The organism is Denitratisoma sp. agr-D3 (assembly GCF_054658675.1).
Genome location: NZ_BAAGIA010000002.1, coordinates 149,571 through 171,280, shown reverse-complemented (window position 1 = coordinate 171,280; position 21,710 = coordinate 149,571). Strand labels below are relative to the sequence as shown.

The following is a 21,710-nucleotide window of genomic DNA, read 5'->3' as shown; positions in this document are numbered from 1 at the left end:
GTCATGCGCAAGGTGCTTTACATCCTGGGGCAGTTGGACGACATGGACGTGGACTGGTTGTCCCGCAACGGCATCAAGCGTCGCATCGATGCCGGCACCGCGATCGTGCGCCAGGGCCAGCCGGTGCAGTCCCTGTTCGTGTTGCTGGAGGGACGGCTCGGCATCACCGTGAAGGGGCTGGGCCACATCGCCAGCGTCGGCCCCGGCGAGTTGATCGGCGAACTGTCCTTCGTGGACCGGGCGCCCCCTTCCGCCACGGTGGCCGCCGAGGGCGAGTGCGTGGTGCTGGAGGTGGACAAGAAGGCCCTGGAGGCCAAACTGGCGGCGGACCCGGCCTTCGGCCACCGCTTCTTCCGCGCCCTGGCCCTGTTCCTCGCCGACCGCCTGCGCGGCACCATGCAGCGCATGGGCTATGGCGGGGACAGCGGCCTCGATAGCGAGGAAATCCTCGAGGACGAACTGGACGACAACATCCTCGATGGCGTCTCCCTGGCCGGCGACCGCTTCGACCGCCTGCTGCGCACCCTCAGCGAGGCCCGCACCGCCTAGCCGGGGGCCGTTGCAAAAAGCGGATTTGCCCGGGCAAAGGCCCCGTCATCGTCTTTTGTTTTTTTCCGGGACGGGCATACTTTGCCCATCCGGTCATGGAGGGCGACGGCATGGGCACCAAGGAATTGTTGGACCTGTTGTTGGAGATCGAGTCGGAAGACCCGATCGATTACGCGGACCTGCCTTTCGACGAGGACGACCTGCGCCGCTTGGCCTGCGTTAACGTCGCGGAGTTGCTGGACTCGGGGGCCTACCGCCACCTGCCGGTGGAAGACCGGGAGTTGATGGCAGCAGCCACCATCGCCAAGCTGGTGTTGGAAAACATGGTGCTCAACGCCCGCCTGCTGCGGGTGCGCTGAGATCCGTCGCAGCATTCACTTGGCCGCCAGCAGGCGGTCCAATTGTTTGGCGAAGGCTTGCCGGTCCGCCGCGCTAAAGGCGGCGGGGCCGCTGGTGTCCACGCCGCTGGCGCGCAGGGTGTCCATGAAATTGCGCAGGTCCAGCAACTGGCCGATGTTGTTGCCGTCATAGCGCTCCCCGCGCGGGTTGAGGGCCAGGGCTTGGCGTTCGATCACGGCGGCGGCGAGGGGAATGTCGGCGGTGATCACCAGGTCGCCGGGCGCCACCCGCTCGGCGATGTAGCGGTCGGCCACGTCGAAGCCCTGGGGTACCTGCACTGCGCGGATATAGGGCGAGGCGGGCACCTTCAACCACTGGTTGGCCACCAGGATCAGGACCAGTCGGGTGCGTTGCGCCGCCCGGTACAGGATTTCCTTCACCGCCACCGGGCAGGCGTCGGCATCCACCCAGATGCGGCGGCCCGGCGTGCTGTCGTCCGCTGCGTTCATGCCGGTTCGCTTTCCGTCGTCGGCGCCGGTCCGTTGCGGGCCGCGGCTTCCCGCAGCTTGTCTTTCTTGCTTTTGCGCTTGCCCTTGATGCCGCCGTTGGCCGGGTGGTTGGGATCGTTGTCGGCCAGGGCCGGGGCGCGGTCGGCCCGCACGGTCGGCGCCAGCGTCGGTTCGAAACCGGGTATTTGTTCCCGGGGCAGGCGTTGGTCCTGGCGTTTTTCGATCAGCCGGAAATGCCCCTCGTTGTCGGCGTCGAGGAAGCTGATGGCGAGCCCCGGTGCGCCCGCTCGTCCGGTGCGGCCGATGCGATGGATGTAGTCCGCCGTGGCGCGGGGCAGGTCGTAGTTCACCACCACCGGCAGTTGGGCGATGTCCAGGCCCCGGGCCGCCACGTCGGTGGCGATCAGCAGCGTCAGGTGGCCGGCGCGGAAGTCGGCCACCACCTGGTTGCGGCGTTCCTGGCTGAGGCCGCCGTGGAGGGCGGCGACTTCGATGCCGGCCCGGCCCAGCTTGTGGGCGACCAGTTCGCAGGCGTATTGGCTGGCGACGAAAACCAGGGCCTGGCGCCAGGCTTCGGTCTGGAGTAGGTGGCGCAACAGCTGGGTCCGCCGCGACGGGTCCACGACGATGGCCCGCTGGCGGATGTCGGGCGAGTTGGCGGCGTTGGCCGCGCTCTCGATGTGCCGGGGCTGGTGCAGCAGGCGCGCGGCCAGCTCGCGCACCGGCGGAGGGAAGGTGGCGGAGAAAAACAGGCTTTGGCGTTGGCGCGGCAGTTGCGCCAGCAGGGCGCCGACTTCGTCGGCGAAACCCAGGTCGAGCAGCTTGTCCGCCTCGTCCAGCACCAGCAGGGACAGGCGATCCAGCACCAGGGCCCGGTGCGCCAGCAGGTCCAGCAGGCGCCCGGGGGTGGCGACGAGGACGTGGGCGCCGGGACGCAGGGCCATCATCTGCGGGTTGATGCTGACGCCGCCGTGGGCCGTCACCAGGCGCAGGGGCAGCTGGCGGCCGTACTGGCGCAGTTGCTCGGCCACCTGCCGGGCCAGTTCCCGGGTGGGCACCAGCACCAGGGCGCGCACTTCATTGCTGCCCAGGGCGTCGCCCCTGCCCAGAAACTGTTGCAGCAGGGGCAGGGCGAAGGCGGCGGTCTTGCCGCTGCCGGTTTGCGCCTGCACCGTCACGTCGTGGCCCGCCAGCGCGACAGGGATCGTCTTGGCCTGGACCGGGGTCGGGATTTGCTGGCCGAGGTCGGCCAGGGTGCGCAACAGGGGTTCGGTCAGGCCGAGGGTGGCAAACGTCATGGGGCGTGGGCGGAAGGGCGGCGTGGGGCGAAGTTTACGTCCCCCGGCCATGGCCGGGGCGGAGCGTGACTATACTGGGCTTAAGGCCCTGCAAAAGGCTTACCTCAGGGAAACGATGATGACAGCGCACTTGCCGACCACCTCCGGCCGCGACCAGAACCTTCTGGACTCGGTGGATGCCCGCACCAACCTGGCGGGCACCAATCGCATGGAACTTCTCCTCTTCAAGGTGGGTTCCGATGTCACTTATGGCATTAATGTCTTCAAGGTAAAAGAGGTCATGCCCCGGGTGGAAATCACCCAGCCGCCGCAAAGCCAGCAGTTCGTCAGTGGCATGGCCTCCCTGCGGGGCATGTTGGTGCCCGTGATCGACCTGATCGCCCTGACCGGCAATCCGCCGCCGGCAACGACGCCGCTGATGATCGTCACCGAGTTTTCCCATTCGACCCAGGCCTTCCTGGTGTCGTCGGTGGAAACCATCATCCGCATCCACTGGAGCGACGTGCATCAGCCGCCCGACATGCTGTCCGGCAACTCGAAGGTGACCGGCGTCACCGAACTCGCCGACGGGCGCCTGGTGTCCATTCTCGACGTTGAGCAGATCCTGCACATGATTTCGGGCAAGAGCGACGTGGTGGACCTTCCCACCACCGCCTTCGCCAAGCGCCCGTTCCCGCCGGGCCTTAAGGTCTTCTTCGCCGACGACAGTGCCTTCGCCCGCAACCAGTTGCAACAAATCCTCGACAAGCTCGGCCTCAATTCCGAATTCGCGATCAACGGCCGCGAGGCCTGGACGCGCCTCGACGCCATCGCCAAGGCCGCCGAGGCGTCGGGCAGCAAGATCGAGACGACCATGCCCTTCATCATCACCGACATCGAAATGCCGGAAATGGACGGTTTCATGCTGACCCGCCAGATCAAGGCCGACCGGCGCTTCGACGGGGTCAAGGTATTGCTCCACTCCTCCATGTCCGAGTCCTCCAACCGGGACAAGGGCCTGGCCCTGGGGGCAGATGGTTTCCTGGCGAAGTTCAATCCGACCAGCATCGCCGAAGCCTTGCAGGCCGCCCTGGCGGACAGGTTCTCCAGCGAGCAGGCGATCGCCTAGGCTGTGCCGGGCGTGGCCCGGTTCAGAGCAGTTCGGTGTCCTCGTGGCGATAGGCCGGGCTGCAACAGCAGAGGATGCGCAGCGGCGCCTCGCCGACGGTTTCGATGCAGTGGGCCACCCCGGGCGGGATCAGCACCGTGTCGCCCACCGCCACCGCAAAGTGTTCTTCCCCAAGGGTCATCAGGCCCCGTCCGGCGCTGACGTGATACAGCTCCTCCGTCCGTCCATGGCGGTGCAGCCGGGTCTTGCCGCCCGGCGGCACCGTGGCCTCGGCCAGGCTCTGGTTGAGATTGCCGTGGTGGTCCGGGTGCAATAGCTCGCGGATTTCCGAACCGTCCTTGGTGACGTAGGCGGCGATGTCGGCGTAGGCGGTTTTCATCCCAGGTGCTTGGCGAGGAAGGCCAGGGTGCGCTGCCAGGCCAGGGCAGACGCCTCGGCGTCGTACACCTCGGGCCGCAACTGGTTGAAGAAAGCGTGGTCGGCGACGTAGCGGTGGATTTCCGGCGGATTTCCGGCGGCCTTCATGGCCGCCTCGAGGGCGTCCACCTTGTCCGGGGTGATCCAGTCGTCGCGGCTGGCGAAGTGGCCCTGGAAGGGGATCGTGATCTTGGCCGGATCGGCGAACTCGGCCGGCGGGATGCCGTAGAAGCAGACCCCGGCGGCCACGCCGGGAACATGCACCGCCGCGCCGATGGTCAACGCGCCGCCCATGCAAAAGCCCATGACGCCCACCTTGCCGCTGATGGCGGCGAGGTGGTTCACCGCGCCGCGAATGTCCTGGTGGGTGGCGCCGGGGAAGTCCAGGTGGCTCATCATGTGGCTGGCTTCCGCGGCATCGCCGGCGATGCGGCCCTGGTAGAGGTCCGGCGCCAGGGCGTTGTAGCCGGCGGCGGCAAAGCGGTCGGCGATGCCGCAGATCTGCGGGTTGAGTCCCCACCATTCCTGGATCACCACGATGCCCGGCTTGCCCCGGCCGGCTTCGGCCAGGTAGCCGCGACAGGGGCTGCCGTCGGGACGTTGGAATTCGATCAGGGCCATGGTGTTCTCCTCTCGTGGGTCAGGCGCGGTCGGCTGGTCGCGACCAGCGCCATTGATTGATGGATTCCGGATCCACGCCTTCGCGGTGGGCATGGTTGCGGTGTTCGATGATGGCCTCCGCCATGCGGCGACGCAAGTCCCCGGCGGCCAGGCCGGGCAGGCGGTCAAGACAGTCGATCACCAGGTTGAAGCGGTCGATCTGGTTGTCCATGGCCAGTTCCAGGGGCGTGTTGATATTGCCCTGTTCCTTGTAGCCGCGCACGTGGATGCGTTCCTGGCGGTGGCGGCGGTAGGTGAGCTTGTGGATCAGCCAGGGATAGCCGTGGAAGTTGAACACCACCGGCCTGTCGGCGGTGAACAAGGCGTCGAAGGCCCGGTCGTCGAGGCCGTGGGGATGCTCCTCGGCGGGGGCGAGCTTGAACAGGTCCACCACGTTCACGAAACGCAGCTTGAGTTGCGGCAGTTCGGTCAGCAAAATCTCGGCGGCGGCCAGGGCCTCCAGGGTGGGCACGTCGCCGCAGCAGGCCAGCACCAGGTCGGGTTCGTCCTTCCCCTTCCCTTGCACGTCTTCACGCCCGGCCCAGTCCCAGGGGCCGATGCCGGCGGTCACGTGGGCCGCCGCCGCGTCGGCGTCCAGGTATTGCAGGTGGCTTTGCTTGTCCGCCACGATCACGTTCACCGTGTCGGTGCTTTGCAGGCAGTGGTGGGCCACCGCCAGCAGGCAGTTGGCGTCCGGCGGCAGGTAGACGCGGGTGACGGCGGGGCTCTTGTTGGTCACCACGTCGAGGAAGCCCGGATCCTGGTGGCTGAAGCCGTTGTGGTCCTGGCGCCAGACCGTGGAACTGAGCAGCAGGTTGAGGCTGGATACCGGCGCCCGCCAGGGCACCTTGCGGCTGGCGTCCAGCCATTTGGCGAACTGGTTGAACATGGAATCGATGACGTGGGCGAAGGCCTCGTAGGTGGCGAAGAAGCCGTGACGCCCACTCAGCAGATAGCCCTCCAGCCAGCCTTCCAGGGTGTGTTCGGAGAGCATTTCCATGACCCGGCCGTCGGCGGCGAGGAAGCCGCCGTCATCGTCGCCGGGCAGGCGGTCCGCCAACCAGGTCTTGGCGGTCACCTCGAACAGGGCGTCGAGTTTGTTGGACGCGGTTTCGTCGGGGCCGAAGACGCGGAAGCGGTCCAGGTTCGCCACCATCACGTCCCGCAGCAGGCGGCCCAGGGGGCGGGTGTTCTCGTGGCGCTCGCGGCCGGGGCCGCCAAGGTCCAGGGCATGGCGCCGCCAGTCGGGCAGGTCCAGGGCACGGCGCAGCAGGCCGCCGTTGGCCACCGGATTGGCGCTCATACGGCGCGGCCCGGCGGGGGCCAGGGCAAGCACCTGGGGCATCGGCTGGCCGGCGGCGTCGAACAGTTCCTCGGGGCGGTAGCTGCGCAGCCATTGCGCCAGTTGGGCCAAGCGTTCCGGGTGGTGGGCCAGGTCGTTGAGGGGCACTTGGTGGGCGCGCCAACTGCCGGCCACGGCATGGCCGTCCACGGTCGCCGGGCCGGTCCAGCCCTTGGGGCTGCGCAGCACGATCATGGGCCAGCGCACCCGCTTTGCTTCGGCGGCGTGGCCCCTACGCGCCTCGGCCTGGGCGGCGCGGATGGCATCCACGCAGTCCTCCAGGGCGACGGCGAGGGTGTTGTGAATCGCTTGGGGCGTCTCGCCGCCGGCGTAAGTGACGAAGCGGGGCGACCAGCCGTAGCCTTCCAGCAGGCTGCGCAATTCCGCTTCGGGAATGCGCGCCAGCAAGGTCGGGTTGGCGATCTTGTAGCCGTTGAGGTGGAGCACGGGCAGTACCGCGCCGTCCCGCACCGGGTTGAGGAACTTGGCCGAATGCCAGGCGGTGGCGAGGGGACCGGTCTCGGCTTCGCCGTCGCCCACCACGCAAGTCACGATTAGCTTGGGGTTGTCGAAAGCGGCGCCGAAGGCGTGGGACAGGCTGTAGCCCAGTTCGCCACCCTCGTGGAGGGAACCCGGTGTTTCCGCCGTGGCGTGGCTACCGATGCCGCCGGGGGCGGAAAAGCGGGCGAAGAGCTTGGTCATGCCGGCTTCGTCGCGACCCACCTCCGGCCAGGCTTCGCTGTAGCCGCCCTCCAGCCAGGCCGGCGCCAGCACCGCCGGCGCGCCATGGCCGGGACCAGCGATGAAGATCATGTCCAGGTCGCGTTGCTGGATCAGGCGGTTGCAATGGCCGTAGAGCAGGGTCATGCCCGGGTCGGAACCCCAGTGGCCGAGCAGGCGCTGTTTCAGGTGTTCGCGTTGCAAGGGCTGCCGCAGCAGGGGATTGGCGCGCAGGTAGATCATGCCGGCGGCCAGGTAGTTGCTGGCTCGCCACCAGGCGTCCAGGGCGGCGATGTCTTGGGCGGAAAGACTCATGGTGCGTCCACGTCCACGCTTGCGCCGGTGGTGAAGAAGTGGCCGCCGGCCACGTAGTGCAGGGTGCGCAGGCTGTCGTCGGCGTGGTCGAAGGTCCAGCGGCCGTCGCGGAAGACGCGGGGATCGGCCTGGGCGGCCACCACCTCGCCGATGAACAGATCGTACTGCTGCTGGTTGTGGGGCTCGGCGACGATGCGGCATTCGAGCCAGCCGACGCAATCCGCCACCAGGGGCGCGCCGATGCGTTCGGCGGGGAAGTTCTTCAATCCCGCCGGCGTCCATTTGTCCTGTTCCGCTGCCAGGGCGAGGCCGCTCAGCTTGCCGGCCCGCAGCACCTCGGCGGCGATGCGACGGCAGGGGATGTTGAGGGCGAATTCGCCGCTGGCTTCCAGCAGCTGCCGGGTCAGGGTGTTCTTGTCCACCACCACGGCCACCTTGGGCGGATCGAAGTCGAGGGGCATGGCCCAGGCCGCGGCCATCACGTTGCTGCGTTCGCCCTGGGCAGTGCTGACCAGGGTGACGGGGCCGTGGTTGAGCAGGCGGTAGGCGTGATCGAGGGGGACGGGCAGGGGGGCGATGGCGGCGGTCATGGAGCGCAAGGGTAACAGGGACGACGGTTGTCCATTTTCACCGGGGGCTTGTATTTCGTAAAGCGACGATTTATATTTCGTTCCGTAGCGAAATTTGATTCGCTGTAATTCGAAATTAATTGTGAAGGAAATTCATGGCCAAGGCCCCCGCTCCCGACATGGACGACATCATGAAGGCCCTCGCCCACCCGGTGCGGCGGGAGATTCTGGCCTGGCTGAAAACGCCGGAGAAGATCTTCATCGAACAGCACTACCCCTTCGACAACGGGGTGTGCGCCGGCAAGATCTTCGAAAAGGCGGGCCTGTCCCAGTCCACCGTCTCGGCCCACCTGGCCACCTTGCAGAAGGCCGGTCTGGTGACCACCCGCAAGGTGGGCCAATGGATTTTCTATTCCCGCAACGAGGCGCTGATTGCCCAGTTCCTCAAGCGCATGCAGAACGACCTCTGATTTTTCGCCCTTACTTTTCCATCAGGAGTAACGAATGACCACCCTTTTCGATCCCATCAAAGTCGGCGACCTGACCTGGCCCAACCGCATCGTCATGGCCCCCCTGACCCGCTGCCGCGCCGCAGCCGGTCGCGTGCCCACCGCCTTGATGGCCGAGTACTACGCCCAGCGTGCCAGCGCCGGCCTGATCCTGTCCGAAGCCACCTCGGTCACGCCCCAGGGCGTGGGTTATCCCGACACCCCGGGCATCTGGTCCGACGAGCAGGTGGCGGGCTGGAAGCTGGTGACCGACGCGGTGCATGCCGCCGGCGGCCGCATCTTCTGCCAACTCTGGCACGTGGGCCGCATTTCCGACCCCGAACTGCTCAACGGCGAACTGCCCGTGGCGCCCAGCGCCATCGCGGCGGAAGGGCACGTCAGCCTGCTGCGCCCCATGCGGCCCTATGTCACCCCCCGTGCCCTGGAAACCGCCGAGTTGCCGGGCATCGTCGAGGCCTATCGCAAGGGTGCCGAGAATGCCAAGAAGGCCGGCTTCGACGGCGTGGAAATCCATGCCGCCAACGGTTACCTGATCGACCAGTTCCTCCAGGACAGCACCAACAAGCGCAGCGACGCCTACGGCGGTCCCATCGAGAACCGCGCCCGCCTGCTGCTGGAAGTGACGGACGCCGCCATTTCCGTCTGGGGTGCTGGTCGGGTTGGCGTGCATCTGGCACCCCGCGGCGATGCCCACACCATGGGCGATTCCAACCCCCTGGCTACTTTCGGCTATGTGGTGGAACAACTGGGCCAGCGTAACGTGGCCTTCGTGTTCACCCGGGAATCCCTGGGCGAGGGCCGCATCAGCCCCGAGCTGAAGAAGCGCTTCAAGGGCGTCTTCATCGCCAACGAGGGCTTCAACCGGGAAACCGCCGAGCAGGAACTGGCCAGCGGCCATGCCGACGCCGTGGCCTTCGGCAAGACTTTCATCGCCAACCCCGACCTGCCCCGCCGTCTGCAACTGAACGTGGCGCAGAACCCCTTCGACATGGCCACCTTCTACGGTTACGGCCAGACGGACTTCACCAAGGGCTACACCGACTATCCCACCCTGGTGGCGGCTGCCGGTTGATGTTTTTCCGCCCTGCTGGGCCGGACTCCAGTAGCGGAGTGCGCTAACGCTAGGGCGCTGGCGGCGATTCTTTCGCTGCCAGCGCCTTTTCTATGCGGCGGTCCGGCACCAGCCAAATCAGGGCAACGAGGGCGTAGATGCCTTCGGCGATCCAAGGTTGCAGGAAGGTGGCGCCCATGGCCAGCAGATACAACAGGGGAGAGAGCTTGCCTTTCCAGTCCTGGCCGAGGGCGGTTTTCAGCAGTGAGTCCTGACCATCGTTGCAGATGATGGCCTGCTCAAGCAGATAGTAGGCAAGGGCCGCCATGAGCAGCACGAAACCGTACAGGGCAGTGGGCCCGGCGGCGAAATGGTTTTCTCCCATCCAGGCCGTGGTGAAGGGAATCAGGGAAAGCCAGAACAGCAGATGGGCATTGGCCCACAGCACGCCGCCACTCACATGGCGGGCGGCATGCAGCAGATGGTGATGGTTGTTCCAGTAGATCGCCACGTAGATGAAGCTCAGCACATAGCTGAGAAAGACCGGCAGCAGGGGCTGCAAATCCGACAGGGAATCACCGTGGGGGACTTTCAGTTCCAGCACCATGATGGTGATGATGATGGCCAGCACGCCATCGCTGAAGGCCTCCAGTCGGGTTTTGTTCATGGCCGATCCCTACGGATGGGGGGAATACTTTTCCCCTGCTGTCACCGAAAAGGGCAATCGGTTTTCCGGTGGTGCCAGGGGGCAGGTGGCGAAGGGGGTGAAGGCGCAGGGCGGGTTGTAGGCCCGGTTGAAGTCCAGCACCAGGTGGCCGTCCTGCGGTAACCGGGCCCACAGGAAGCGGCCGGCGCCGTAGCTGCCGTTGCCGTTCTTCTTGCCGCTGGTCTGGTCGGCGAAAACGAAGAACAGGCCCTTTTCGTCCACGTCCAGAGGGGTGAGGCTGTAGGTCTTGCCTGCGTGGTCGAACAGGGCCCGGCCGGGAAGCTGGCGGGTTTCCAGGCCGCCGCTCATGGTGGCGACCTCCAGGGTTTGCGGGGTCGGGTCCCAGCGGGCGTTCAGTTGCCAGTCGGGGGCAAAGTCGAAGGCAGGGATGCCGACGAAGGCGAGGCGGGCCGGGCTGGCGTTGTCGCGCAGGCGCAGGGCGACCTGGCCGTCGCGCTCGATCAGGATGAAACTGGCCTCGCCGTCCCGCACCACGCTGGGCTGGCCCTGGGCGTCGCTGGCGAGCACTTGTTCAGCTTGCCCCGGCACCTGCCAGCGGATGTCCTCGCCCACGACCAGGGTGCCCCAATGGGCGGGGCCGGCGTCCAGCACCAGGGCGTTGTCGGCGGCGCTGCCCACGGTCTGGGCACCCTTTTCCAGCCAGTAGAGGCCGGCCAGGCTGAGCCAGCCGTCGGGGGCGGTGAGTTCCGCGACCCGTTGCCGGCGCCAGTCAGCGTGATCCATGGTCAGAGGCCTTGCAGGGTGCCGTAGTTGCCCTCGCCGTAGAGCAGGGGCACCGGGTCGTCGCCGGGGCGGATGCGCAGGGCTTCCACCTGGCCGAAGAAGACGCCGTGGCTGCCCATGTCCTTGACTTCCAGCAGGGTGCAGTCGAAGTTGGCGAGAGCGTTGACCAGGGTCGGGGCGCCGCTGGCGAGGCTGTCCCATTCGCCGTGGTGGAAGCGCTCGTCGCCGCTGACGGCGCTGGCGAAGCGGTTGGAGAGGTCGATGTCCTCCGCGGCCAGGACATTGACGGCAAAGCGGCCAGCCTCGCGGATGGCGGCGTAGCTGCCGCTGGCGCGGTTGACGCAAACCAGCAGGATCGGCGGCTCGGCGGAAACGGAACAGACGGCCGTGGCGGTGAGGCCGCTGCGATTTCCGTCGGCGGTCTGGGTGGTGACCAGGGTGACGGCGGCGGTGAGCTGCCGCATGCCGGTCTTGAACAGGGTGGGGTCGATCATTGGAATGCTTTCAGTACAGGACAAGGGCCCCGCTTGCCGGAGCCCTTGGGGCCAAGGGTAACTCAGTCCGCCGGCCTTGCAAAACGGCGGCGGCGGAAGCCGAGGTCCGCACCGGTGTGGGCGGCCCTCCTGCGCGGCGGGGCGAAGCCCGGGTTTTCTCCCCGTCTTCCCGCCGTTTCGAGCGGGAAGGGGGCCGTATGATCCGGCCATGAAAACTCCACCCTGGCTTTCCGCCCTGTTCACCCGGCGCATGCTGATCTGCGTCTTCACCGGCTTCAGTTCCGGCCTGCCCCTCTACCTGCTGCTCAACCTGCTGCCGGCCTGGCTGCGCACCGAGGGCATCAGCCTCAAGGCCATCGGCCTGTTCGCCCTGATCCAGTTTCCCTACACCTGGAAGTTCCTCTGGTCGCCCCTGCTGGACCGCTACGCCCTGCCCTGGCTGGGCCGCCGCCGGGGCTGGATGCTGCTGACCCAGTTGCTGCTGCTGGGGCTGATCGGCGCCCTGGGCCTGTTCGCGCCGGGCAATGAGTTGCAGGCCATCATGGCCCTGGCGGCTTTGCTGGCTTTCGCCTCGGCCACCCAGGACATCGTGCTCGACGCTTTCCGCCGGGAAATCCTGTCCGACGACGAGCTGGGCCTGGGCAACTCCGTCCATGTGAACGCCTACCGCATCGCCGGCCTGGTACCCGGCTCCCTGTCCCTGATCCTGGCCGACCACCTGCCCTGGGGCCAGGTCTTCGCCGTGACCGCCCTGTTCATGCTGCCCGGCGCCCTGATGACCCTGCGCGTGGCGGAGCCCGCCCTGGTGGGCAATGCCCCCAAGACCCTGAGGGAGGCGGTGGTCGAGCCCTTCCATGAGTTCATCACCCGGGCCGGCTGGCGCGAGGCGGCCCTGATCCTGGCCTTCATCTTCCTCTACAAGCTGGGGGATTCCCTGTGTACCGCCCTGGCCACGCCCTTTTACCTGGACATGGGCTTTTCCAAGTCCGAGATCGGTCTGGTGGCGAAGAACGCCGGGCTCTGGCCGGCGGTGATCGGCGGCCTGCTGGGAGGCCTCTGGATGGTGCGCCTGGGCATCAATCGGGCCCTGTGGCTGTTCGGTTTGGTGCAGCTGCTGTCCATCCTCGGTTTCGCCTGGATGGCCTGGCTGGGCCATAACGACAGCGTGGGACCGGCCCAGTTGAGCCAATTGGCCCTGGTGATCGGGGTGGAGGCCCTGGGGGTGGGCCTGGGCACGGCGGCCTTTGTTGCCTTTATCGCAAGAACGACAAATCCCCGCTACACCGCCACCCAGCTCGCCCTATTCACTAGCCTGGCCGCCGTGCCGCGCACCTTCATCAACGCCTCCGCCGGCTGGCTGGTGGAGGTTTTGGGCTGGCCCGGCTTTTTCCTGCTCTGTTTCGTCCTCGCCCTACCGGGAATGGCATTGCTCTTGCGTGTTGCTCCGTGGCAAGTCCGCAACACTTGAAATTGATTTGCTTATTCCCATCTTATCTTTGCGATTGGGCGGTCGATATAGTGAACACGCGGTTGCCGTTATGGCGGCGGCTCCGGGTCCACGCAAACACTAAAGGGGACTCATCATGTTGATGGTGATGGATATGAGCTCAGGAAAGATCATTCAGGACGAATTCGGTTCTTTCGAGGACGAAGTGATGAACGCCGGTTGGGTGCCTGCCCAAGCGGAAGTTCAGCTCGGCTTGCAGGACGTGCACACGGCCAATGCCGTGGCCGCGCCCAACGCCGGCTTCGACGCCGATGCCTTCCTGAATAACGTGTACATCAGCCAGGAGTAATTCCTCCCCCACCCCGTGCGTTGCCCTGGCAGCGCACGGTTTGTCACATCCCGCTTTTCCCCCTTCCCCACCCTTCCCGTCGTCCTCCGAATAAGCTATAAAGCTAGCGTAATCCTCTACTTACGTTGAGGTTCCTGCGGTGGCGCTGACGACCAACAGCCTCTCTTCCTCTCTGCACTCGATTGGGATCTCCCAAGCGAAGGGCGTTGCCGTGCCCATGCTGCGGGAGCAGAACGCTGCCACCCTCAAAGGCAGCCAGGGCGATACCGCGTCGACCCAGTCTACCGCGGACGATAGCGGCAGCACCCGCTACACGGCGACGACCTTGACCCCGGAACAACAGCGGCAACTGGAACAGCTGCGTCAGATCGAACGGGACGTGATCGCCCACGAACAGGCCCACATGGCGGTCGGTCGCGACTTGATCACCGGCGGCCCCACTTATTCCTATGCGGTGGGGCCCGATGGCAAGCGCTACATCAACGGTGGCGAGGTCGGCATCGACACCTCGCCGGAGCGGGAGCCCCAGGCCAACATTGAAAAAGGCCTGCACATCCAGGCCACGGCCTTGGCACCGAAGGATCCGTCCACCCAGGATTACCAGGTGGCCGCCATCGGCGGTCGCTTGGAAAGCCGGGGCCGCACCGATTTGTACCGGCAGGAAGCCGCGCAGCAGGCCGAGGCGGAAGCGGCGCGGCAAAACGCCCAGGCCGATAACCAGCGTCAGGCCCTGGCCAAGACTTACGGCACGGACACGGCGACGAGCGAGGCGGTCAGCGTTTTCGCTTGAAGGAGGGCCGTGGCTGCGATTCGCCGGCGTGGCAAGTCGGACACCACGTACCGTTCCCCTTTCCCGCCGCTGCGGTGATACCGTCCTAATCCAGGTAGCTGCGAGCTTCTTCGAAGCGCGAGGCAAACCAGCCCCGTTCCAGGCTTTCGGTCCGCACCGCGCCCTTGCTGCTGGGGGCGTGGATGAAGCGGCCGTCGCCGATGTAAATGCCGACGTGGGAATAGGGCCGGTTGGCGGTGTTGAAGAACACCAGGTCCCCCGGCAGCAGGGCGTGCTTGTCCACCGGTTTGCCCTTGCGTGCGATGTCGGCGGCGGAGCCGCTGAGCCGCAGCCCCGTGGCCTTGTCGAACACGTAGCTGACCATGCCGCTACAGTCTAGGCCCGCCTCCGGGTTCTTGCCGCCGAAGCGGTAGCCGGTTTCCATCAGACCCAGGGCGAAGATCACCACCTCGTTGCTGCGTGCCAGGGCGTTGTCGGAGCGGATGCGGCTCGGCGCCCCCGGGGCGATCGTCGTGCTGGTGCCCCATTGCGGCAAGCTGCCGCAGCCGCCCAGGCAAAGGGCCGCACCAAGGGGAAGGAGTCGAAGGGCGTGGGAAAAACGGGCCATGGCGCCATGGTAGCGGCGACGACGACGACGGATGGCGGCGAACAGGCAGGGAAAGCCGCCGGCTTCCCTTTTTAGCGACAGGGGTCCAGGCAGTTAAGACGGGCGGCGGTCTTGCAGCAGGCGGACCAGGCGCCAGGCCACCAGACCGCGGCGTCCCCAGCGGAACACGGTGCGGGGACGCAGAACCACGACCAGGGCCGCGGCGGCGGCCACCAGGCCGGGGCGCGCACGCAGCCAATAGACGCCATCCACCACCTTGTCCGCTGTGGTGAACAGGGGCGACAGGGGTTGGCAATCCACGGCCAGAGCCTGGCGCAAGCCGGTACTGCGCAGCACTAGGCGTTGCTTCTTCAGGGCCAGTTGCAGGGACGAGCTCACGACCGGGGTGTTTGCAGGCTTGCGCGGTCCTCGCGCAATTCATCCAGGGTGGCGGCCAGGGGCGGTTCCCGTCGCCGGGCATGGGCCGAGACAATGGCCAGGACCGCCACGCCGCCGCCGAGGAAGAACAGGGTGCTCAAGCCCAGGGCCAGCAGGCGATGCTCATCCCACCACAGCACGGTGAGGAAAACGGCGAGGAAGACCAGGCCGATCACCAGCAGCAACACCGCCGCGGCACCCCAAGCCAACAGCTTGAGCAGGCGGTTCTTTTCTTCCTCGAGTTCGGTCAGGGCCAGTTCGAGACGAACCTGCGCAAGCTCCAGGCCGTGGGCGAGGAAGTTGCGCAGGGATGCCCCCAGACCGGGGCGGGACGATGCCAATTTCAGCGACGACCGATCAGCAGGCCCACCAGCAGGCCGAAACCGGCGGCGATGCCGACGGAGCGCCAGGGATTGTCATGCACGTAGTCGTCGGTGGCGCGACCCACGGCCTTGGCCTTCTCGATGGCCTTTTCCTGAGCTTCGGCCAGGTTGTGCTTGGCGTTCACCAGATGGCCTTGCAGCTTTTCGCGCAGTTCGGCGGCCTTGTCGCCGGCTTGGCCGGCAGTGGCCTTGAGCAGTTCTTCGGCATCGGCGACCACTACTTTGAAGTCGGCGATGAGTTTTTCTTTGGTCACGGTATCGGTCATGGAATTTTCCTTAGAAGGACGGGTGAAAGCTGGAACAGGGCAAGGCTACTCATTTTGCCCAGGCAGCGCAATGATTTGCGTCATGGCGGCAAGGTGGACGCCCGGGACGCGGGATTAGTTTTCCGCCAGGCGGTAAAACTCCACCCGGTTGCGCCCACCTTCCTTGGCGCGGTACAGGGCGTGGTCGGCGCGGGCGAAGATGGCTTCGCTGCTACCGTCCTCGGGCAGGAAGATGCTGACGCCGATGGAGACGGAACAGGTGATTTCGCCGCTGTCGGTGCGGGCCGGATGGTCGTAGACGTACTGGCGGAACTGTTCGGCGAAATTGACGGCACCCGCCAGGTCGGTGCCCGGCAGCAACACGGCAAATTCCTCACCGCCCAGACGGCCGAACAGATCGCTGCTGCGCAGACGATGGTCGGCCAGGCGGGCCAGGTGGCACAGCACCTCGTCACCGGCGGCGTGGCCGTAGGTGTCGTTGACCCGCTTGAAGTAGTCGATGTCCAGCATCAACAGGGCCGCCGGGGTCTTGAAGCGCAGGCAGCGGCGCAGCTCGGTTTCGGCCTGTTCGATGAAGCGCCGGCGGTTGGCGACGCCGGTCAGGGTGTCCGTGGTGGCGAGCCGTTCCAATTCCTGTTCCATGGAGCGACGGTCGCTGATGTCGCGGGCCACGCAGAGGAAGCCCGTGGGCCAGCCGGAGCCGTCCTGGAGGGAACTGAAGATGGCGTGGAAATAGCGCGGCTGCCCCCCGTCCACGGGGGTCAGGGAAAACTCCCGGGCGATGGGCGTCAATTGGGTGATCAGGGTGGGAATCACGTCGGTCAGCACGGCGGTCAGATCCGCCGGCAGCGACTGGTGGTAGTCGCGGCCGATCAGGGCCGACACGTCGGTCAGCTGGGGGAAGATGCCCGGATTGTGGAAGGTGCTGATGTGGCCGGCGGTGTCCAGGGTCAGCACCAGGTCGTCCATGGCGCCGATCAGGGTTTCCAGGTGGCGCTCCTTCGCCGCCAGGGCCGCCTCGGTTTGCTTGCGCTGGGTGATGTCGGTCAGGGTCAGCACCAGGATCGGCCCGGCATCCTCGGGCTGCTGATGGAGCAGGGCAGCCTGGCCGTAGACCCAGGTCAGTTCGGTGAGGGAGAGGACGCGGAACTCCCGGTGGAAGCCGCCGCCCTCGGCCAGGGCGTGACTCAGTTCGGCCGTGACCTCGGGGCGATCCTCGGAGTGCACCATGTCCAGCCAAGTCGCTCCCTTGCTGCTGGCGTCGGCCTGGCCGCTGATTAGGCTCCAGCGGGCGTTGGCATAGCGGCAGCGGAGGCCGTCCTCCAGCAGCAGGATGGCCACCGGCGCGGTGGCGGCCAGGGTGGAGAAAGCCTCCTCGCTTTTGCGCAGGGCCAGTTCCAGTTGGCGCCGGGCCAGCAGGTTGCGCACCCGGGCCAGCAGCACCGGGCCGATCACCGGCTTGACCAAGTAGTCGTCGGCGCCCTGGTTGAGCCCTTCCAACTCGCTGGTTTCCGAGGAGTCGGCGGAGATGAAAATCACCGGCAAGTCCCGGGTGGTCGGCTCGGCGCGCAGGCGGCGCTGGACTTCGTGGCCGCTCATTTCCGGCATCATCACGTCCAGCAGCACCAGGTCGGGCGGATTGCGACCCACCAGTTCGAGGGCCTCGGCACCGGACAGGGCGAAGCTGAGTTCGTAGTCCTTGCCGAGGATGCCGGCAAGGACTTCGAGGTTGGTCGGCACATCGTCCACCAGCAGGATGGCGGGCCGGGCAGGGGCTTTGAGCGTGTCAGCCATGGTCGGAGGGGACGGCGGCAAGGTGTTGGCGCAGGGCGGCAAGGAGTTCCCGCGCTTCGCGGAAGCGGAAGCCGCGGATCAGGTTTTCCATTTCCTTCAACTGGGGCAGCTCGCCGGGAAGCAGCAAGTGGAGTTCGGTGATTTGTTTGCGGGCTTCCAGGCTGTTGCGTTGCAGGGCATTTTCCAGGGCATGGAAACGGGCTTCCAATTCGGCCCGGTCCAGATCGACCGTGGCGCTGCTGCTGGGGGCGGTTTCCTTGCCCAGCGCCAGCCAGGCGTCGATGCTGGCCATGGCGGCAGAGAGCTGTTCGGTCAGCGTCGTCACTGCCGCAACGATGGCGGCCGGTGCCGGGCCATCCTCCGTCCATTCCTTGCGCACTGCCTGGTCCAGTCGCGCCGCTGCCCGTTGCACGCCGGACACGCCGGCATTGCCCGCCTCGCCCTTGAGGCCGTGGGCCAGTTGGCGTAGGCCCTTGCGGTCGGCGGCGGCCAACAGCTTGCCGAGCCGGCTCGCGGTGTCCCGGTTGTGGTCGGCGAACAAATGCAGGATGGCGTCGTAATGCTCGCGGCTGCCCCCCAGTCGGGCCAGGGCGGCGGTGACATCGAAGCGGGGTTGGGGCGTGTCCGCCGCCGGGGCGATGTCGGCGCCGTGGGCTTGTCCGACCCAGCGGCAAAGGGCGGCGAGCAGGGTTTCCGGATCGAAGGGTTTGACAACCACGTCGTCCATGCCCGCCGCCAGGGCATCCTGTCTATCCTCGTCCATGGCCGCGGCGGTCATGGCCAGGATCGGCACCGTGCCGCCGGGGAGCGCGCGGATCTCGCGGGTGGCGGCCAGGCCGTCCATGCCAGGCATGTGGATGTCCATCAGGATCAGGTCGAACGGACGTTGCCGGACTTGGGCCAGGGCTTTCTCGCCGTCGTCCACGGCGACCACCGTCATGCCGGCGATTTCGAGGAAGGTGGTGGCCACCTGCTGACTGAGCTTGTTGTCCTCCGCCAGCAGGATGGTGCGACCGCGCAAGGCCTCGACGGCGGCGGGGTGGCGGCCGGGGTGGGCGATGCTCGTCAGGTCTTCCGCCACGCCGCCAAGGCCGAAGCGGGCCGTGAAGTTGAAGGTGCTGCCCTGCCCCGGCAGGCTGGACACGGCGATCTCGCCCCCCATCAATTCCGTCAGGCGGCGGCTGATGGCCAAGCCGAGGCCGGTACCGCCGTAACGCCGGGTGATGGAGGCATCCCCCTGGGAAAAGGCCTGGAACAGCTGGGTGAGCTGTTCCGAGGGAATGCCGATGCCGCTGTCGCGGACGCTGAAGCGAAGGGCGCAGTGACCGGTGTTGCGCTGGGCGACTTCCACGTTGAGCCGGATTTCCCCCTGCTGGGTGAACTTGATGGCGTTGCTGAGCAGATTGGTCAACACCTGTCCGAGGCGCAGGGCGTCGCCGGTGACCACCGGCGGCACGTCGGGGGCGAGGCGTACCTGCAAGTCCAGGCCCTTTTCCCTGGCCTGGAAGGCGAACAAGTCCACCGCCTGGGTCACCGCGGCCGCCAGGTCGAAGGGGCGTTGCTCCATCTTCAACCGGCCGGCCTCGATCTTGGAATAGTCGAGGATGTCGTTGAGGATGGCCAGCAGGGCTTCGGAGGATTTCTGGATCTTGTTCAAATAATCCTTCAATTCGCCGCCGACGGCCCGCTCCGCCGCCAGGCGGGTGAAGCCGATCACCGCGTTCATCGGGGTGCGGATTTCGTGGCTCATGTTGGCTAGGAACTGGCTTTTCGCCTGGGTGGCCTGCTCGGCCTGCTCCTTGGCCCGCTGCATGGCCAGCTCGGCTTCCTTGATCGGGGTGATGTCGAACACCAGGGCGTAGAAGCCCTCCACCTTGCCGTCCCGGACGTCGGGCACGTAGTGGGCCAGTACGTGGCGCGTCGCCTGGCCGGGCTTGATGTCCTCCAGGGTGCGTTCGAACTCCTGGGGTTCGCCGGCCAGGGCGCCCTGGATCATGGGCAGGTTGAGGGCATAGATTTTTTCCCCCAGCAGGTCGCGGATGTGCATGCCGGGCAGCCCCTCCGAGCCCAGGTGGTACCACTCGCGGTAGGTCTTGTTGCCAAAGCGGTTGCGCAGGTCCTTGTCCCAATAACCCACCAGGGCCGGGATGTTGTCGAGGATGGTCTGGAGATCCCGCCGCTGCTTTTCCAGTTCCTGGGCCAGTTGGCGCCGGTCGGTGATGTCGAGCAGGGTCCAGATCACGCCCTTGGACAAGTCGCGCCGGTCCAGGGGGGTGCCGGAGACGGAACACCAGAACACGCTGCCGTCCTTGCGCCGGAAGGGATACTCGATGTTGACCAGGGTGCTGGTCAGCAACTTGTCGTAGTTGGGACGAAAGTCCTCGAAATGGACACGGTCCACATGGACCTTCTCAAAGCTCGCGCCGATGAGTTCCTCCGGGCGATAGCCGAACATCTCGAAGATACGGAGGCTGGCCTGTTCGAGCTTGCGGTCGGCGGAAGCCAGGAAGATCCCCACGGCGCTGTTGTCCAACAGGGCCTGGCGCAGGGCGTGGCTCTTCTCTTCGTCCTGGCGCGCCAGCACCTGCTCGGTGATGTCCACGTAGGCCACCACCACGCCATAGCGTGGATTCTTCAGGGGCAGGGCGCTGGTCATCAGCCAGCGCGTGCCGTACTGGGTGACGACGCCCATCTCCACATTGCGCACCGTCTTGCCGCTGCGCAGGGCGCGCACGCTGGCGTATTCCTCCGCCGGCATGGGGCTGCCGTCCGGGCGTAGCACGTTCCATAACTGTTCCCGGCCATGATGGTTCTGGGCCAGGTGCTGAGCCTTGGTGATGCCGAGGATTTCCTCCGAGGCCCGGTTGCAGTCGATGACGTTGCCTTCGGCGTCGCTGACGGAAATCCCCACCGGCAGCACTTCGTAGAGGTGGCTGAGCAGTTCCTCCCGTTCCCGCAGGGAGGCTTCCAGTTGTTTGCGCGGGGTCAGGTCGCGATAGGAGGCCAGCAGGTAGTGCTGACCGTCGAGCTGGATGCCCTGGGCCGCCACCTCGACGGTGAGTACGCGGCCATCGGCGGTGCGGATGTTGCGTTCCGTGTACTGGGGAATTTCCCGCGTGAAGGTGGATTGGAAGTCGGCATCGAGGGCCAGGGAGTCGTTGCTGGCGCCGAGCACCACGTCCCAGTCGCGGATGTTGAGGGGTCGCTTGCCATCCGCCGGCCGGCCCAGCATTTGGTAGAAGGCGTCGTTGGCTTCCACCAGATTGCCTTCGTGGTCGAGGATGTGGATGCCGTCCCCCACCGTCTTGAGCAGGGCCAGGTAACGCCGCTGGCTGGCGCTGATGTGTTCCTTTTCCCGCTCCAGGCGCAGGATCAACAGGGCGATGGCGATGCTGGTCAGCATGGTGGCGAACAGGCCGAGCAGCAGGCGGTGCCGGCTGTTCTGGGTCAGCTCGGCGATGACCGCCAGTTCGGCCGCCTCGTCCAGGCCGGCGGAAACCAGCAGCGAGCCCTGGGGCAGATATTGCCAGGCCCAGATGCGGGAGGTCTGATCCATTTCCGAAGTGCCGTAGAACACCCCGGTCTGGCCCGGCGTTGCGCGCAGCTGGGGATGCCCCGCGGCGAGCTGGTGGCCGACGTATTGCTGCCAATTGTGGCTGCTGGAGATGAAGTCGCCGCTCGGCAGGGTGACGAAGACCCGGTCCCCTTCCCGCATGGTCAGGCTGTTGAGGTTGGCCGACAACTGTTCGGGCAACAGCCGGATGCCGATGGCGCCGACCATTTTCCCCTGCCGGTAGATGCCCCGGGTCAAGGGAATCAGCCATTCGTTGGACAGGCGGCTCTTGATCGGCTTGCCCACGTACAGGCGGTCTTCCCGGCTGTTGAGGTGGACGCGGAAATGATCCCGGTCGCTGACGTTGATTCTGCTTTGATGGCTGTCCGAGGAATAAACCAAATCCCCCTGGGCGTCGAAGATCACGACGTTCCTGACCGTCGCCATCGGATAACTCTTGCTGACCGATTGCACGGCCTGGTCGAGGGAGCGCCGGTCGTTGACGTAGATGTCGCGCAGGTGGAGCAGGGCCAGATCCATGCTGCGCAGGAAGGTGTCGAGCTTGTCGCTGGCGGCGGTGTTGAGTTGGATGGCGCGCCGTTCGGCGGTCTTGCGCGACTGGCTGAGCAGGATTTCCTGATCCCGCAGTTGCAGCCACCAGAGCACGGCGCAACTCACGGCCGTCACCAGGACGACGAAGAGGGGCATCCAATAGGAGCGGTGCAGACCCCGTTTGACGGTTTCCTTGATGGTCGGCCGGGCGGCGGTCACGAC

23 protein-coding genes are annotated in these 21,710 nt (G+C 66.3%); 8 read left to right on the top strand and 15 right to left on the bottom strand.

What is annotated here, in order from left to right; translation table 11 throughout:
• Positions 1-3 precede the first annotated feature (3 nt).
• Positions 4-549, top strand: coding sequence for a cyclic nucleotide-binding domain-containing protein (locus tag ACYQ2U_RS05830; protein ID WP_459949413.1), 546 nt, complete (start codon positions 4-6; stop codon positions 547-549).
• Positions 550-659: 110 nt separating this feature from the next.
• Positions 660-908, top strand: a complete 249-nt coding sequence (locus ACYQ2U_RS05825; protein WP_459949412.1) for a hypothetical protein — start codon at positions 660-662, stop codon at positions 906-908.
• A gap of 15 nt (positions 909-923) precedes the next feature.
• Here the strand turns inward: ACYQ2U_RS05825 and ACYQ2U_RS05820 are convergent, their stop codons facing one another.
• On the bottom strand, positions 924-1,397 hold the full coding sequence (locus ACYQ2U_RS05820; RefSeq protein ID WP_459949411.1) for a YaiI/YqxD family protein: 474 nt from the start codon (positions 1,395-1,397) through the stop codon (positions 924-926).
• Positions 1,394-2,695, bottom strand: coding sequence for a DEAD/DEAH box helicase (locus ACYQ2U_RS05815; protein WP_459949410.1), 1,302 nt, complete (start codon positions 2,693-2,695; stop codon positions 1,394-1,396). Before ACYQ2U_RS05815 ends, ACYQ2U_RS05820 begins: the two co-directional genes overlap by 4 nt.
• A 115-nt stretch (positions 2,696-2,810) precedes the next feature.
• On the opposite strand from ACYQ2U_RS05815, the gene ACYQ2U_RS05810 reads away from it, so the two are divergent.
• A complete protein-coding gene (locus ACYQ2U_RS05810; RefSeq protein ID WP_459949409.1) occupies positions 2,811-3,803 on the top strand; it encodes a chemotaxis protein in 993 nt (330 codons plus the stop codon).
• Between the two features lie 22 nt (positions 3,804-3,825).
• Here the strand turns inward: ACYQ2U_RS05810 and ACYQ2U_RS05805 are convergent, their stop codons facing one another.
• Genes ACYQ2U_RS05805 through ACYQ2U_RS05790 form a run of 4 tightly spaced genes read right to left on the bottom strand, consistent with a single transcriptional unit; the run spans position 3,826 to position 7,847 of the window.
• Positions 3,826-4,182 (bottom strand): cupin domain-containing protein, encoded by a 357-nt coding sequence (locus ACYQ2U_RS05805; protein ID WP_459949408.1) that lies wholly within the window; start codon positions 4,180-4,182, stop codon positions 3,826-3,828.
• Complete coding sequence (locus ACYQ2U_RS05800) at positions 4,179-4,841, bottom strand: dienelactone hydrolase family protein (RefSeq protein ID WP_459949407.1); 663 nt, start codon at positions 4,839-4,841, stop codon at positions 4,179-4,181. Before ACYQ2U_RS05800 ends, ACYQ2U_RS05805 begins: the two co-directional genes overlap by 4 nt.
• 19 nt (positions 4,842-4,860) lie before the next feature.
• Positions 4,861-7,257, bottom strand: a complete 2,397-nt coding sequence (locus ACYQ2U_RS05795) for a phosphoketolase family protein (protein ID WP_459949406.1) — start codon at positions 7,255-7,257, stop codon at positions 4,861-4,863.
• The gene (locus ACYQ2U_RS05790) at positions 7,254-7,847 is read right to left on the bottom strand and encodes a flavin reductase family protein (RefSeq protein ID WP_459949405.1); all 594 of its coding nucleotides are present in this window, start codon (positions 7,845-7,847) and stop codon (positions 7,254-7,256) included. The genes ACYQ2U_RS05795 and ACYQ2U_RS05790 overlap by 4 nt, the downstream gene beginning before the upstream one ends.
• 134 nt (positions 7,848-7,981) lie before the next feature.
• On the opposite strand from ACYQ2U_RS05790, the gene ACYQ2U_RS05785 reads away from it, so the two are divergent.
• Positions 7,982-8,296: an ArsR/SmtB family transcription factor gene (locus ACYQ2U_RS05785; protein ID WP_459949404.1), complete on the top strand. Its 315-nt coding sequence runs from the start codon at positions 7,982-7,984 to the stop codon at positions 8,294-8,296.
• Positions 8,297-8,330: 34 nt separating this feature from the next.
• Positions 8,331-9,407 (top strand): alkene reductase, encoded by a 1,077-nt coding sequence (locus ACYQ2U_RS05780; protein WP_459949403.1) that lies wholly within the window; start codon positions 8,331-8,333, stop codon positions 9,405-9,407.
• 49 nt (positions 9,408-9,456) lie between these two features.
• On the opposite strand, the gene ACYQ2U_RS05775 is transcribed toward ACYQ2U_RS05780, so the two are convergent.
• From ACYQ2U_RS05775 to ACYQ2U_RS05765, 3 genes are read right to left on the bottom strand one after another with little or no spacing between them, the layout of a single operon-like run.
• Positions 9,457-10,053 (bottom strand): TMEM175 family protein, encoded by a 597-nt coding sequence (locus tag ACYQ2U_RS05775; RefSeq protein WP_459949402.1) that lies wholly within the window; start codon positions 10,051-10,053, stop codon positions 9,457-9,459.
• Between the two features lie 9 nt (positions 10,054-10,062).
• Positions 10,063-10,836, bottom strand: a complete 774-nt coding sequence (locus ACYQ2U_RS05770) for a DUF1684 domain-containing protein (RefSeq protein WP_459949401.1) — start codon at positions 10,834-10,836, stop codon at positions 10,063-10,065.
• A gap of 2 nt (positions 10,837-10,838) precedes the next feature.
• Positions 10,839-11,330 carry a flavin reductase family protein gene (locus ACYQ2U_RS05765; RefSeq protein ID WP_459949400.1) on the bottom strand — a complete coding sequence of 164 codons (492 nt, stop codon included), beginning with the start codon at positions 11,328-11,330 and terminating at the stop codon, positions 10,839-10,841.
• 208 nt (positions 11,331-11,538) lie between these two features.
• Here ACYQ2U_RS05765 and ACYQ2U_RS05760 point away from each other — a divergent pair, with 208 nt between their 5' ends.
• The 3 genes from ACYQ2U_RS05760 to ACYQ2U_RS05750 all read left to right on the top strand — a co-directional run bounded on the left by ACYQ2U_RS05760 (position 11,539) and on the right by ACYQ2U_RS05750 (position 13,916).
• Positions 11,539-12,798 (top strand): AmpG family muropeptide MFS transporter, encoded by a 1,260-nt coding sequence (locus ACYQ2U_RS05760; RefSeq protein ID WP_459949399.1) that lies wholly within the window; start codon positions 11,539-11,541, stop codon positions 12,796-12,798.
• 133 nt (positions 12,799-12,931) lie between these two features.
• Complete coding sequence (locus ACYQ2U_RS05755; RefSeq protein ID WP_459949398.1) at positions 12,932-13,126, top strand: hypothetical protein; 195 nt, start codon at positions 12,932-12,934, stop codon at positions 13,124-13,126.
• A gap of 139 nt (positions 13,127-13,265) precedes the next feature.
• Positions 13,266-13,916 (top strand): putative metalloprotease CJM1_0395 family protein, encoded by a 651-nt coding sequence (locus ACYQ2U_RS05750; RefSeq protein WP_459949397.1) that lies wholly within the window; start codon positions 13,266-13,268, stop codon positions 13,914-13,916.
• An 85-nt stretch (positions 13,917-14,001) separates the two neighbouring features.
• Here the strand turns inward: ACYQ2U_RS05750 and ACYQ2U_RS05745 are convergent, their stop codons facing one another.
• The 6 genes from ACYQ2U_RS05745 to ACYQ2U_RS05720 all read right to left on the bottom strand — a co-directional run bounded on the left by ACYQ2U_RS05745 (position 14,002) and on the right by ACYQ2U_RS05720 (position 21,707).
• On the bottom strand, positions 14,002-14,523 hold the full coding sequence (locus tag ACYQ2U_RS05745; protein ID WP_459949396.1) for a C40 family peptidase: 522 nt from the start codon (positions 14,521-14,523) through the stop codon (positions 14,002-14,004).
• Between the two features lie 93 nt (positions 14,524-14,616).
• Entirely contained in the window at positions 14,617-14,901 is a 285-nt protein-coding gene (locus tag ACYQ2U_RS05740) for a YqjK family protein (RefSeq protein WP_459949395.1), read from the bottom strand.
• Positions 14,898-15,281, bottom strand: coding sequence for a phage holin family protein (locus tag ACYQ2U_RS05735; protein WP_459949394.1), 384 nt, complete (start codon positions 15,279-15,281; stop codon positions 14,898-14,900). The genes ACYQ2U_RS05740 and ACYQ2U_RS05735 overlap by 4 nt, the downstream gene beginning before the upstream one ends.
• Positions 15,282-15,283: 2 nt before the next feature.
• Entirely contained in the window at positions 15,284-15,589 is a 306-nt protein-coding gene (locus ACYQ2U_RS05730) for an ElaB/YgaM/YqjD family protein (protein WP_459949393.1), read from the bottom strand.
• Between the two features lie 114 nt (positions 15,590-15,703).
• Entirely contained in the window at positions 15,704-17,383 is a 1,680-nt protein-coding gene (locus ACYQ2U_RS05725) for a diguanylate cyclase (RefSeq protein WP_459949392.1), read from the bottom strand.
• Entirely contained in the window at positions 17,376-21,707 is a 4,332-nt protein-coding gene (locus tag ACYQ2U_RS05720) for a PAS domain S-box protein (RefSeq protein WP_459949391.1), read from the bottom strand. Before ACYQ2U_RS05720 ends, ACYQ2U_RS05725 begins: the two co-directional genes overlap by 8 nt.
• Positions 21,708-21,710 lie beyond the last annotated feature (3 nt).

Bases quoted from the DNA above. Each gene is read 5' to 3' on its own strand.
- ACYQ2U_RS05830 (WP_459949413.1), top strand. From the start codon at position 4: ATGCGCAAGGTGCTTTACATCCTGGGGCAGTTGGACGACATGGACGTG.
- ACYQ2U_RS05825 (WP_459949412.1), top strand. From the start codon at position 660: ATGGGCACCAAGGAATTGTTGGACCTGTTGTTGGAGATCGAGTCGGAA.
- ACYQ2U_RS05820 (WP_459949411.1), bottom strand. From the start codon at position 1,397: ATGAACGCAGCGGACGACAGCACGCCGGGCCGCCGCATCTGGGTGGAT.
- ACYQ2U_RS05815 (WP_459949410.1), bottom strand. From the start codon at position 2,695: ATGACGTTTGCCACCCTCGGCCTGACCGAACCCCTGTTGCGCACCCTG.
- ACYQ2U_RS05810 (WP_459949409.1), top strand. From the start codon at position 2,811: ATGATGACAGCGCACTTGCCGACCACCTCCGGCCGCGACCAGAACCTT.
- ACYQ2U_RS05805 (WP_459949408.1), bottom strand. From the start codon at position 4,182: ATGAAAACCGCCTACGCCGACATCGCCGCCTACGTCACCAAGGACGGT.
- ACYQ2U_RS05800 (WP_459949407.1), bottom strand. From the start codon at position 4,841: ATGGCCCTGATCGAATTCCAACGTCCCGACGGCAGCCCCTGTCGCGGC.
- ACYQ2U_RS05795 (WP_459949406.1), bottom strand. From the start codon at position 7,257: ATGAGTCTTTCCGCCCAAGACATCGCCGCCCTGGACGCCTGGTGGCGA.
- ACYQ2U_RS05790 (WP_459949405.1), bottom strand. From the start codon at position 7,847: ATGACCGCCGCCATCGCCCCCCTGCCCGTCCCCCTCGATCACGCCTAC.
- ACYQ2U_RS05785 (WP_459949404.1), top strand. From the start codon at position 7,982: ATGGCCAAGGCCCCCGCTCCCGACATGGACGACATCATGAAGGCCCTC.
- ACYQ2U_RS05780 (WP_459949403.1), top strand. From the start codon at position 8,331: ATGACCACCCTTTTCGATCCCATCAAAGTCGGCGACCTGACCTGGCCC.
- ACYQ2U_RS05775 (WP_459949402.1), bottom strand. From the start codon at position 10,053: ATGAACAAAACCCGACTGGAGGCCTTCAGCGATGGCGTGCTGGCCATC.
- ACYQ2U_RS05770 (WP_459949401.1), bottom strand. From the start codon at position 10,836: ATGGATCACGCTGACTGGCGCCGGCAACGGGTCGCGGAACTCACCGCC.
- ACYQ2U_RS05765 (WP_459949400.1), bottom strand. From the start codon at position 11,330: ATGATCGACCCCACCCTGTTCAAGACCGGCATGCGGCAGCTCACCGCC.
- ACYQ2U_RS05760 (WP_459949399.1), top strand. From the start codon at position 11,539: ATGAAAACTCCACCCTGGCTTTCCGCCCTGTTCACCCGGCGCATGCTG.
- ACYQ2U_RS05755 (WP_459949398.1), top strand. From the start codon at position 12,932: ATGAGCTCAGGAAAGATCATTCAGGACGAATTCGGTTCTTTCGAGGAC.
- ACYQ2U_RS05745 (WP_459949396.1), bottom strand. From the start codon at position 14,523: ATGGCCCGTTTTTCCCACGCCCTTCGACTCCTTCCCCTTGGTGCGGCC.
- ACYQ2U_RS05730 (WP_459949393.1), bottom strand. From the start codon at position 15,589: ATGACCGATACCGTGACCAAAGAAAAACTCATCGCCGACTTCAAAGTA.
- ACYQ2U_RS05725 (WP_459949392.1), bottom strand. From the start codon at position 17,383: ATGGCTGACACGCTCAAAGCCCCTGCCCGGCCCGCCATCCTGCTGGTG.